Source organism: Bordetella genomosp. 2, from assembly GCF_002261345.1.
GTDB lineage: Bacteria > Pseudomonadota > Gammaproteobacteria > Burkholderiales > Burkholderiaceae_B > Bordetella_A.
On record NZ_NEVT01000003.1, the window covers coordinates 1,438,115 to 1,450,371 of the forward strand.

Annotated in this window: 7 protein-coding genes; 4 read left to right on the forward strand and 3 right to left on the reverse strand. The window is 70.0% G+C overall.

The annotated features are described in order from the left end of the window. Positions 1-106: 106 nt before the first annotated feature. The 4 genes from CAL24_RS09015 to CAL24_RS09030 all read left to right on the forward strand — a co-directional run bounded on the left by CAL24_RS09015 (position 107) and on the right by CAL24_RS09030 (position 8,544). Positions 107-4,399, forward strand: coding sequence for a beta strand repeat-containing protein (locus tag CAL24_RS09015; RefSeq protein WP_141218065.1), 4,293 nt, complete (start codon positions 107-109; stop codon positions 4,397-4,399). Further along, a complete protein-coding gene (locus CAL24_RS09020) occupies positions 4,335-6,734 on the forward strand; it encodes an autotransporter outer membrane beta-barrel domain-containing protein (protein ID WP_094806458.1) in 2,400 nt (799 codons plus the stop codon). The genes CAL24_RS09015 and CAL24_RS09020 overlap by 65 nt, the downstream gene beginning before the upstream one ends. Before the next feature lie 140 nt (positions 6,735-6,874). After that, entirely contained in the window at positions 6,875-7,327 is a 453-nt protein-coding gene (locus CAL24_RS09025; RefSeq protein WP_094806459.1) for a MarR family winged helix-turn-helix transcriptional regulator, read from the forward strand. Next, positions 7,324-8,544 (forward strand): multidrug effflux MFS transporter, encoded by a 1,221-nt coding sequence (locus CAL24_RS09030; protein WP_051439312.1) that lies wholly within the window; start codon positions 7,324-7,326, stop codon positions 8,542-8,544. The genes CAL24_RS09025 and CAL24_RS09030 overlap by 4 nt, the downstream gene beginning before the upstream one ends. Before the next feature lie 72 nt (positions 8,545-8,616). Here the strand turns inward: CAL24_RS09030 and CAL24_RS09035 are convergent, their stop codons facing one another. The 3 genes from CAL24_RS09035 to CAL24_RS09045 form a co-directional block, all read right to left on the reverse strand. Further along, complete coding sequence (locus tag CAL24_RS09035) at positions 8,617-10,473, reverse strand: choice-of-anchor I family protein (RefSeq protein WP_094806460.1); 1,857 nt, start codon at positions 10,471-10,473, stop codon at positions 8,617-8,619. A 64-nt stretch (positions 10,474-10,537) separates the two neighbouring features. Beyond that, entirely contained in the window at positions 10,538-11,437 is a 900-nt protein-coding gene (locus CAL24_RS09040; RefSeq protein ID WP_028353350.1) for a DMT family transporter, read from the reverse strand. Further along, positions 11,424-12,221 (reverse strand): AraC family transcriptional regulator, encoded by a 798-nt coding sequence (locus CAL24_RS09045; RefSeq protein WP_038853142.1) that lies wholly within the window; start codon positions 12,219-12,221, stop codon positions 11,424-11,426. The genes CAL24_RS09040 and CAL24_RS09045 overlap by 14 nt, the downstream gene beginning before the upstream one ends. Positions 12,222-12,257 lie beyond the last annotated feature (36 nt).

Sequence of the window (12,257 nt, forward strand, 5' to 3'; positions counted from 1 at the left end):
CCATGCTGTGCATGCCCGGCCGGACGCCGGATATGGCCGCCGCCCGTGCTCGATGCGGGCCCACCTCCCCCGTGGCATTCGCCGCACGCCTGCTGGAAGCCCAACCATGAAACAAATTGCAAGCCCTGTCGCGTTGACGATCCTGATCTCGACGCCCGCGCTCGCGGACGACACGCATGCCAGCCCCGCGATGCCCGCCAGCTACACGGAGGTCACGGCAGGCTTGCAGCAGGTCAGCCAGGGAGCCGCGGGTACGGAAGACAACCTCAACGGCGGCTCGGCTGACGCGGTGACGTACACCAACAACAGCGCCGTTTCGCTGACGCCTTCGTCCAGCGACACCCTGGTCATCGGCGTGCGAGGCGCCAGTATCGGAGGTGCCGGCTACACGCCCCAGCACCATGACAACGGCGGGTATGGCGGCAATGGCAGCCAGGTCAACCTCACCAACAGTGCCGGCTCGAACATCACCATTTCCGCGCCTACGTCGCCCGGCGCCAATTTGCAGCATGGCGTCATCGGCTTGCTCGGCAGTTCCCGAGGCGGCGATGGCGCCATGCCCAATTCCGCGGTTATTGATTATTACGGGGGGACCGGCGGCAGCGCCGCCAACGTCACTGTCAACAGTGCCGGCACCGTTGCGCTCGGGACGGCCTCGGCCTATCTGGACGGCAACGACATGGGGTGGGGCGTGGTCGCCCAGAGCATCGGCGGCAAGGGGGGCGACGAAACCAAGGGCGAGAATTCGGACGGCGACCCTTCGGGCTCGGGAGGATATGCCGGATCGGTCAGCGCCAATGTGACGGGCGATGTCGCGGTGTATTGGTCCCCGACCGCATCGACGGCCTGCAGCAAGGCGTTCGGCGTCGGCAACTGCAGCAGCGTGGCCGCCGTGGTGGCCAGCAGCGTCGGTGGCACCGGCGGCCAGAACACCTGGACCGGCGACGTCGGCGGTAACGGCGGCTATGCGGCGCAAGCGACAGCCAATGTCGGCGCGCAGCTCTCCAACGGCGCCATGACCAACATCACGGCGGCAACGAGCCAGGCGACGCGAGACAACAGCGCGGCCATCCTGGCGATGTCGGTCGGCGGCCATGGCGGGGGCTATGGCACTGATGACGGCAATGGCGGCGACGGCGGCAATTCGACGGGCGCAACTGCCAACGTGTCCTATACCAATGTACAGACGATCGGCGACAGTATTTCCGGCGTACAGGTGCTGTCGCAAGGGGGCAATGGCGGCAGCGACGCCTATAACACCCATGCCGACGACTCGAACGGCGGCGATGGCGGCGCGGCCGGCACTGCCACGGCGACCCTGGCCAGCAGCGCCGTCACCACGTCGGGCTCGATGTCTTACGGCGTATTGGTGCAAAGCATCGGCGGCCTGGGAGGACTCGGGTCCAAACAAGGAGGGCAAGGCGCCGGTGGATATATTGCCACCGCCAACCTCGACAGCGGCTCCAGCGTGCAGACCCGTGGCGATTACGCCGCGGCGGTTGTCACGCAGTCCCTGGCCGGCGCCGGCGGCTCGGGCGGCGCATGGACAAGCTGGATCGACGGCGATTCGGGCGATGGCGGAGTGGGCGGCAGCGGTGGGAAGTCCATCGTGAATACCAGCGCGACGCTGGGCACGATAGGCCAGTATGCCCACGGTGTGCTGGTGCAGTCCATCGGCGGCAGCGGCGGCACTGGCGCCACCGCGGGCGGCGTGGTCGCCCTGGGCGGCAGCGGCGGCGGCGGCGGCAATGGCGGCGCGGTGACGGGCAACCTGGGCGGGACGATCACCACCGCGGGGACGGGCGCGATAGGCGGCCTGGTGCAATCCATCGGCGGCGGCGGCGGCAACGCCGGCAGCGCCTCCGGTGTCATCTCTGTCGGCGGCAAGGGCGGTTCCGCCAGCACGGGCAGCACCGTCGACATCACATTGAGCGGCGGGATATCCACCAGCGGCGAGGCGGGGATTGGCATATTGGGACAGTCCATCGGCGGCGGCGGCGGCAACGCCGGCTCGGCCCAAGGCGTTTCCGCGGTAGGTGGTCAAGGCGGCGCCGGCGGGGACGCCGATACCGTCAATATCAGCATGCAGAGCGGCAGCTCGATCCAGACGTCGGGCTTGTATGCCCACGGCGCGGTCGCCCAGTCCGTCGGCGGCGGCGGCGGCAATGGCGGCAGCGTGTTCAGCCTGTCCCTGGGCTCCGCGGAGGCGCCGCCCGCCCTGGGCGGCAGCGGCAGCGGCGGCGGCCGGGGCGATGTGGTCGAGGTCCTGGGCAGCGGAGCTGCCATTACCACCACGGGCGCCGGGTCGATCGGCGTGCTGGCGCAATCCATCGGCGGCGGCGGTGGGACCGGCGGATCTTCCATGCAGGAAGGGCTCGACTTCGCCAGCCTCGCCATCGGCGGCGCGGGCGCGCAGGGCGGCAACAGCGGCAATGTGACGGTCGGGCTGGAGAATTCCACCGTCAGCACGCTGGGCAGCGCCGCGCCGGCCATCACGGCCCAATCGATCGGCGGCGGCGGCGGCAATGGCGGCGCCGCGCACGGTTCGAGCGTGAATGTCTTTTTCGGCACCGACATCACGATTGGAGGCAGTGCCGGCAATGGCGGCGGCAGCGGCACGGTGGCGATCGGCTTGAAGGGTTCCACGGTTACGACGGCCGGCGGGCAGTCGAACACGGCAACATCGGATTCATATGGTGTCCTGGCGCAAGCGATCGGCGGCGGGGGCGGCAACGGGGGAAGCGCGCAGGCCAGCAACCTGGATATCGGGGTGCCTACGGGTGACGGCTCGATTGCGATTTCCACCACCTTGGCCATGGGCGGCTCGGGCGGCAACGGGGGCAGCGGAGGCATCCTGCAGGTCGGCCTGGAGAACGGCACCAAGGTATCCACCGGCGGGACTGGCTCGCACGGCGTGCTGGCCCAGACGATCGGCGGCGGCGGCGGCGCGGGCGGCGCATCGCATGCGATGAGCACCACTTCGACGGCGGCCCCCGACGACACCCTGCAGATCGCCGTCAGTGTGGCGCTGGGCGGCAGCGGAGGCAGCGGCGGTCATGGCGGGCAAGTCGAGGTGTATATGGACGGCACGTCGTCCATCACCACGAACGATGATTTTTCCAACGCCATGATGGCGCAATCGATCGGCGGGGGCGGCGGGAATGCCGGCGTCGGCAGCAGCAAGACAGGCGGATCGGGTCAGCTGATCACCGCGACCATCGGGGTCGGCGGCACCGGTGGCAGCGGCGGATATGGCGGCGCGATGACGGCCCAGCTCGAAGCGGGCTCCCTTCTGCAGACTTTTGGTTCAGGGTCGCGCGGCATGCTGCTGCAATCCATCGGCGGGGGCGGCGGGGCGTCGCAAGGCGGTACCGTCAAATTGTCGGCCGCCGGCTCCGGCGGCGACGATGATGATGATGATGATGGCTACTCGGCCAGCGTCCAGGTGTCCGTCGGCGCATCCGGCGCCACGGCCGGCGACGGCGGGGCCGTGACCGTGGTTGCGCAAGGCGCTATCCGCACCGTGGGCGGCGATGCCGACGGCATCCTGGCGCAGTCCATCGGCGGCGGCGGCGGCCTGGCGGGGTCGGCAGGCTCCGATGCGGGCGGGGCGGGCAGCGGCAGCTCGAGCGCCGCCGCGCTGCTGGGCGACGACGACGATGATTCGAACTCGTACGGCCTGCAGTTGTCGGTCGGCGGCAGGGGCGGCATAGGCGGCGGCGGGGGTGATGTCTCGCTGAATGATTTCACCGGCACTATCGCGACGCATGGCACTTACGCGGACGGCATTGTGTTGCAGTCCATCGGCGGCGGCGGCGGCACCGGCGGCACCGCGACGGCATCAGGCGTCACGGGCGCCACCAACGTGACCATGGCGGTGGGCGGCCAGGGCGGCGCGGCCGGCAATGGCGGAACCGTGATCATCGACTTGCAGGGCGATGGCACCATGACAAAGGGTGCCATCGCGACCCAAGGAGACGTGGCCTATGGCTTGCTGGCGCAAAGCATAGGGGGCGGCGGTGGCCAGGGCGCTGACGGTTCGGCCAACACCGCGCAATCCGGCGATTCCACTTCCAGCGTGACGCTGGGCGCGAGCGGCGCCAGCCCCAACGGCGGTTGGGGAGGCAAGATCAACACCGGCGGCAGCGCCAGTGTCGTCTCGGTCTCGACGCAAGGCTTTAATTCCCACGCGATCGTGCTGCAGTCCATCGGCGGCGGCGGGGGCACCGCCAGCGTGGCGACGGTTGGGGGGGGCGGGCGATGGCTCGACGCCGAACTTCGATCTGACGCTTGGCGGAGGCGGGGGCCGCGACTACGGTGGCGGCTCGTCGCCCGTGACGGCAAGCTCGGGCGGCCACATCGGCGTCGAGGCATGGCTGAATGTGCAGACCACGGGTGAACATGCGTTCGGCCTGGTCGCGCAGAGCATCGGTGGCGGCGGCGGCATCATCGCCTCCGGCGCGGCATCCAATGTCGGCAAGATCGCAATTGCCGGCGACGCGACGGGCCAGGACTTGAGCGGCGATACCCTCAACATCACTATCGGGAACGACGGCAGCCAGCCGAGCTCGGGCAAGCTCAGCGGGATTTCCACCGCGGGCGCGGGGGCGCATGGCATTGTCCTGCAGTCCATCGGCGGGGGCGGCGGCATTGCGGGCTATACCGCAAACGGCGAGTTGTCGGCCGGATGGAATGGCACGGAAAGCGTGTCCACCCGGGGCTCGAGTGCAGGCGGCGATATTGTCCTCGATTACACGGGCACCCTGACAACGGGCGGCGACGGCGCGTTCGGCATCATCGCGCAGTCCATTGCGGATGGCGGGGGCCTGGCGGGAGACAGCGCCGGCAGTTATGCCGGCTCCGCCTACAATCACGCCGGAGCCGAGGCAATGGGCAGCGCGGCCGGTAACGTGACGATCGACCAATATGGCACCTTGAGCGTGGCCGGCGCGAATGCCTACGCCATCTTTGCGCAAAGCGATGGCAATACGGACAACGACAACGCCGTCAACATCAATATCGGCGGCAGCGTCGCCGCCACCGCCGCCACGGGCGGCGGTGTCTGGATCGACGGCACGGCGCAGACCAATCAGGTCACGATCGCCGCCGGCGCGTCCCTGTCCGCGGCCACGGCCGTCAACAACACCGGCACGCAGAAGGCCAACGTCGCCAACAATGGCAGCCTCGCCGGCAACCTGAACCTGGGGGGTACCGGCGCCGAGCTGGGCACAGTAGACAACGCGGGCACGCTGCTCAAGGCCGGCCGCATCCGCGGGCACGTCCTCAACCGTGGCGATTTCCTGGTAGGCGAGTCGCTCGGCACGGCAGGCGCGCACGTCACCGGCGACTTCACCCAGACGGCGGACGGCACCCTGCAGATCGGCGCCGATTTTGTCGGACAGTCGGCCGATGTCCTGCAAGTCGATGGCACGGCACGGCTCGACGGGAACATCCGCGTCAACAGCAGCCGCCTGATGCCCAACCGGCCGGTGGTTTTCCTGCGGTCGGACGACATCGCTCGGGACGCCATCCCGGAGGGCACGTCGTCATTGTTCGATTACTCGACGCAGTATTCCGGCAACCAGGCGACCGTGACGGCGGGCCAGGCCCATTTCGACACCGTGGCGCAGTCCTACGGGGCGGGGCGCAACCTGCGCGAACTCGGCTCGCATCTGCAAGATACCTGGGAGCGCGGCGGCAGCGAAGAACTGGCCGGTGTCTATGCGATGATGGACCAGGCGGCCGGGCAGGGCGGCGCCGCGTTCACGGACGCGTTGTCGAGCCTGGCGCCCGGTATTGCCGCCGCGCCCGCCGCGCTGAAGCAAGCCGACATGGCGCGATTCGCCGGTTCGCTGCTCAGCTGCCCCCATTATGAAGGCGCCGAATGGCGGCTGGGCGAGTCCTCTTGCGTATGGGGCAACATCGCGGCCCGCACGACCAGCGTGGACGGCAGCCACGGCACGTCGTCATTCGACGCCAGCGGCGTCACGTACCAGGTCGGCATACAGCAGCAGATCGCGCCCCGCTGGTTTGTCGGCGTGTCGGCGGCTTACGAGAACGGCCATATCAAGGCCGATGACGGGCGCCAGAGCCTGAGCGGCGACACGGGCTACCTGGGGGCGTCCCTGAAGTACCAGGACGGCCCCTGGATGGTGGCGGGCACTCTGGCCGGCAGCTATGGCAGCTACGACAGTACACGCCACATCCGGCTGCCGGGCAACAACGCCAGCGCCAAGAGCTCGCCCGACGTCATGTCGCTGGGACAGCGCCTGCGCGTGGCCTATACCCACAACATGGGCCAGGCATACATCATGCCCATGGTCGACCTGGACCTGATCTATACCCGCATGCCTTCGTATTCGGAGCACGGCGCCGGGGCGCTGGACCTGGATTACGAAAGCAGTGACAAGTGGACGGCGATCCTGACGCCGGGCGTTGAAGTCGGCGGTCGTATCGACCTGGACCAAGGCTACGTGCTGCGGCCTTATCTCAATGTCGGCCTGAGCCTCAGCAGCACCGACCATTGGGATAGCCATGCCAGGCTGGACGCCGCGCCCGCGGGCAGCCGGTCCGCCAAGTCCACCCTCGATGCCGGCCGCACCTTCGGCCGCATGACAGCGGGCCTGCAGTTGTTCGGCGGCGAGCAGTTCGATGTCCGCCTGCAGTACGACGGCTTGTACTCCAGCCAGGTGCGCAGCCATGGCGGCAGCTTGAAAGCCAGCTGGCGGTACTAGTTTCATCGGCCGGGGCCACCCGCACCGGGGCGGCGGTGCGGCGTCCGGCCCGGCCAGGCGGCCCGGGCCTGCGCACCCGGCCCGGAAGAAATTCATGATATACAATTAATTGATATGTCATTTATTTTTTCCGCTGCATCATGACCGATTCCCTGCGCGCCCAATTCACATCTTCGGTGGCGCAGGCGGCGCGCAGCATGCGCCGCGCGGTGGACCGGCGGCTGCAACCCTATGGCCTGACCGAAGCCACCTGGCTGCCGCTGGTGCGGCTGTCGCGGGCCGCCGTCCCCATGCGCCAGAAGGACCTGGCCGCCTCGCTGGCGCTCGACAGCTCGTCGGTGGTGCGCCTGATCGACGCGCTGCAGGCCGCCGGCCTGGTGGAGCGCAAGGAAGAGGACCAGGACCGGCGCGCCAAGGTCATCGTGCTGACCGCGCGCGGGCAGGCGACGGTGGAGCAGGTCGAGCGCGTGGCCAAGGAAGTGCGCGACAACGTGATGCGCGACATTCCGGATGAGGAACTGCAGCGCGCGGCGCGCCTGCTGACCCAGCTCTGCGCGGCGCTGGAGGCCGACGTCGGAGGCGGCACGCCATGAGCGCGTCGGCGCAGACCTTGCAGGGCAGCTTCAGCGGCACTGGCAGCCCGCCGCCGCACGTGCCGCTATGGCTGCTGGCGCTGTTCACCTTCAGCGGCACGCTGGCCATGCATATATTCGTGCCGGCGCTGGCCATGGCCGGCCGCGACCTGCATGCCGGCAACGGCGCCATGCAGATGACGGTGAGCCTATACATCATCGGCCTGGCCGTCGGACAACTGATCTATGGCCCCTTGTCGGACCGCTACGGGCGCCGTCGCGTGCTGATGGTCGGGCTGGCCATCTATACGGTGGCGGGCCTGGCGGCGGCGCTCGCGCCGCAGGTGCATGCCCTGATCGCCGCGCGGCTGTTCCAGGCGCTGGGCGGCTGTGCCGGGCTGGTGTTGGGCCGGGCGATGGTGCGCGACACCGCGGCGCCATCGGAGGCGGCCAAGCGCCTGGCGCTGATGAACCTGATGGTCACGATCGCGCCCGGCCTGGCCCCCATCGTGGGCGGCGCGCTGGCCGCCTCGCTGGGATGGCGCGCGGTGCTGTTCGCGCTGTGCGTGCTGGGCGTGGTGAATTTCGTGTTCGCCTGGCGCCTGTTGCCCGAGACCGGCCTGACGGCGGCGCGCATCTCCGTGGCCACCCTGGCGCGCCATTACCGGCAACTGCTGGCCTCGCGGGTATTCCTGGGCTATGCGGTGGGCGGTGGCTGCGCCACGACCTCCATGTTCGCCTTCGTGGCCTCGGCGCCGTTCATTTTCGTGGACCAGCTGCACCGGCCCGCCGATGAGGTCGGCCTGTACTTGGCCGTGCTGGTGTCGGGCGTGTGGCTGGGCAGTGTCATCACCACGCGCCTGATCGGCAAGCTGCCGCTGGACCGCCTGCTGATCGGCGGCAATACCCTGAGCGCGTTGTCGGCGTTCCTGCTGCTGGGATGGGTGCTGACCGGCCACGTCGCGGTCGCGCCGCTGGTGGTGCTGATGTTCTTCTATACCCTGGGCGCCGGCGTGGCCGGCCCGACCGCGCTGAGCCTGGCGGTCGGCGTGAACCCGCAGGTAATCGGCTCGGCCTCGGGCCTGTACGGCGCGCTGCAGATGGCGGTCGGTGCCTTGTGCACGGCGCTGGCCGGGCTGGGCCCGTCGCCGGCCCTGTCGACCGCCCTGGTGCTGGCCGGGGCCGGCCTGGTCGGGCAGTTGTCGTTCCGGACCGCGTTGCGCGGAGGGCGGGCCTAGCGCCGATGCCCTGGACGTGATCGTCCAGGGCAGGTCGTCCTGCGGGCGGCGCCCGCCGCCGCCGGGTGTCGTTCAGGAGGCGTCGTCCTCCAGCACGATCCGGTAGATCGCCGTGGTGCCGCTGACTTCGTGGCCGACGATCAGGAGCGGCTCGCCGGTGGGGGAATCGGCGGCCGGCACGAAGGCCAGCCCTTCGGGGCCGAGGTCGCCGGCCCCGGCGGGGTCGGCCGCCGAATCGACGCCGAAGTTGCGCGAGTTGACGTAGGTGGTGAACGCCGGCTTGGCCGGGTCGGTGATGTCATAGACCATGATGCCGCCGACGCGCTCCAGGCCGACGAAGGCATAGGTTTTTGCGCCGATGCTGCCCAGCGTGATGCCTTCCGGCTCCGGTCCCTTGTTGTCGCTGCGGTCGTCGAACAGGGTCTCGTCGTGGCCCGAGTTGAACCAGTCGGGATAGCGCTCGGCGGTGATGCGCTCGAACTGGTCGCCCGAATCCCACACCAGCTTGCCGTCGGCGTCGCGGATCGAGAACGAGCGCGCGCCGTAGGCGTACAGGGTGTCGTACACCAGCCGGCCATCGGCGCTGAGTTGCGGGGAACCGTCGGCGTTCTGCTTGTAGCCCATGGTCCAGGTCACGGTCAGGCGGCCCAGCTGTTCGTCGGCGCGGCAGTCGCCGGGGTCGGTGGCGGTGGCGCCGCAATAGCCGAACACGGCCGGGTCGAGCAGCGCACCGGGCGCCAGCTGGCGCAACTGCGGCGGCAGGTCGTCACCGCCGCGCCGCTCGAAGCCGTTCTTGTGCACCAGATGCTTGACGCGGAATTCATCGACGAAGCCCGGCGCGTCGGCGGTGGTCAGACCCAGCCAGTTGCCGTCCGCGTCGCGGCCCCAGTTCCAGTAGTCCGGGTTGTCCTCGCCCCAGGGCCGGCCGTCGCCTTCGTTGGCGGTGACCAGGTAGGTGGCGCCGCCGGCCGTGTAAGCGGCGATCGCGTCGGGCATGTACAGGCCTTTCACGCCCGGCCAGGGCTTGATGGCAATGGCGCCGTCGGCATCGCTGACATCCAGGCCATTGCCTTCGACGCCGTGGTCCTTGGCGTCCAGCGGCAGGATGGCGGTAATGCGCGCGCTGGCGATGTCGAGCTTGGCCAGCGCGTTGTTTTCCTGCAGGGTGATCCAGGCCGTGGCGCTGTCAGGCGCGACGGCGATGTACTCGGGCTCGAGGTCCTGCGCGGCGCTGGCGCGTGGCCCCATGAGCCGCACGCCTTGCGCGCGCAGGGCGCTTTCCTGGCCGTTCCAGGCGGCGAAGCCGGCCGTGCGGGCGGTTGGCGCGGACGGGTCGGCGACATCGATGACGCTGACCGAGCCTTCCGGATCGATGGCGTAATCGTCGGAGGGCTCGCCTTCATTGGCCGCCAGCACATACTTGCCGTCCGGGGTGAAGGTCACCATGTCGGGCAGGGCGCCGACCTGCACCGAGCCCAGCAATGCGAAGCTGGCGGCGTCATAGAGCGCCACATGGCCGGGGTCGGTCTTGTTGGCGGCCTGCACCGCCACGGCGACCAGGCCGTCGCGCACGGCCACGCTGTTGATCTCGGCGCCCGGCGTGACCGACGCGGCGTCGAGCACGCCCAGGTGCGCGGGCGCAGCCGGCGCCCGCAGGTCCAGGATGTCGACCTTGCCGGACTGCGCATTGACGATGAAGGCGCGCTTGGTGCCCGCGTCGTAGGCCGGGATCTCGGCGGCGCTGACGCCGTAGGCGCCGCTTTCGTAGCGGCCGATCAGCTCGACCGCGGCGATGTGGCGCGGCGTTTCGGCCGCGGGCGGCGACGGGGGCGGGGCGGCGCGGTCGCCATCGTCGTCGCTGCTGCTGCCGCATGCGGCCAGGGCCAGGGGCAGCACGGCGCACGCCGCGGCCAGTTTCCAGTGCTTCATTGTGGGTTCCCGGTTCGGATTTTTGTAAGAGCGCACAGACTAGAAGCGCTCTGTTACGGTTTCCTTACCGGCTGGGCCGCATCACCAGGTAAATGCCCGCCACGGCCAGCAGCATGCCGGGCCAGGCCAGCGGCGGGATCGTCTCGCCCAGCACCAGGAAGGCGATGACCGCGGTGGTCGGCGGCACCAGGAAGAACAGCGCGGAAACGCGCGCGGCCTCGCCGTGGCGGATCATGGCCAGCAGCAGCGAGATGGCGATGAGCGAGTTGCACAGCACCAGGTAGGCCAGCGAGCCGAACAGCGCCGGGGCCCAGTCGATGCGCATCGGTTCGAGCCACAGCGCCAGGGGAGCAGAGACAGCCAGGCCCACCGAATACTGCACCAGGTTGGCGGTGAGCGGATGGGTGCCGGTGCCATGGCGCTTTTCCCACAGCGTGCCGGCGACGATGGATAGCAGCGCCAACAGCGCGAACAGCGCCCCGGCCGGGGTGGCCGTGCCCAGCGAGGATTTCGCCAGGATCACCAGCGCGGCGCCGGCCACGCCCAGCAGCAGCCCGGCCCAGTGGCGCAGTCCGACGCGCTCGCCGGCAAAGGCGGGCGCCAGCAGGCCCACCAGGATCGGCTGTTGCGACGTGATGAGCGCCACTGCGCCGGCCGACAGCCCCAGCTTCAGGCTGAGGTAGGTGCAGGCGAAGTAGCCGGCCTGCAGGAACAGGCCGACCATCGCCAGGTGGAGCCAGGCGCGGCCGTCGGCGGGCAGGGCGGGCCGCAGCCAGGCAAAGGCGCAGCCCACCAGCGCGACCACGCAGGCGTAGCGCAGGGCCAGGAAGGTCAGCGGATCCGCGTAGGCCAGCCCCAGCTTCAGGAACACGAAGCCGGACGACCAAAGCAGCAGGAACAGCATGGGGGCGTACGCCAGCCAGGCGGGGGCGGATGCGGCGGCCGCGCGATCAGGCGGCGTCATGGCGTGCGGCGGCCTGGTCGAAATAGCGGGCCGGCGTGGTGCCGTAGGCGCGCCGGAACATGGCGATGAAGGCGCTGACGTTGTCGTACCCCAGGTCCAGCGCCACGCTGGTGACGGGGCGGCCGGCGGCCAGCATTTCCAGCGCCCGCATCAGCCGCAGGCGCTGGCGCCAGTCGCTGAAGGCGGAACCGGTTTCGGCGGCGAAGCGGCGTGTCAACGTGCGCGGTGCGATGGCGGCCCAGCGCGCCCAGTCCTCCAGCCGGCGCGTATCCGCAGGGTCGTCGCTCAAGGCCCGGGCGATGCGCAGCAGGCGCGGGTCGCGCGGCATCGGCAAGCCGGGCGCGCCGCGCGGCAGGCTGCGCAATTCGTCGAGGATCACGCCGTGCAGCCGCCGGCAGGCGGCATCGGCCGGCCTGCCGTCCCATGCTGCCGCGCGCAGCACGGCCGCCCGCAGCAGGTCGGAGGCCTGTACCGCGCACGGCGTGGCGGGCAGGCCCGCGCAGGCGCGCGGCGCGACGTAGACGCTCCAGCCGGCGAAGGGCCCGTGCGAGCGCAGGCTGTGCGACACGCCCGGCGGTATCCAGACCGCCTGGGTCGCCGGCACGACCCACAGGCCGTCGTCCGTGCCCACTGACAGCAGCCCGCGGGCGGCGCCCAGCAGCTGGCCGCGGGCATGGCGATGCGCCGGCGTGACGCGCGGCTGGGGGCCGTCGGCCGCCACCGCGATGAGCGGGGGGCCGTCGTCGGATTGCGCGCGGCGAGGCGGCAGCAGCGGATCGGACATGGCGCGAAAGGCGTATGGATTGGCTGTTATACCGCA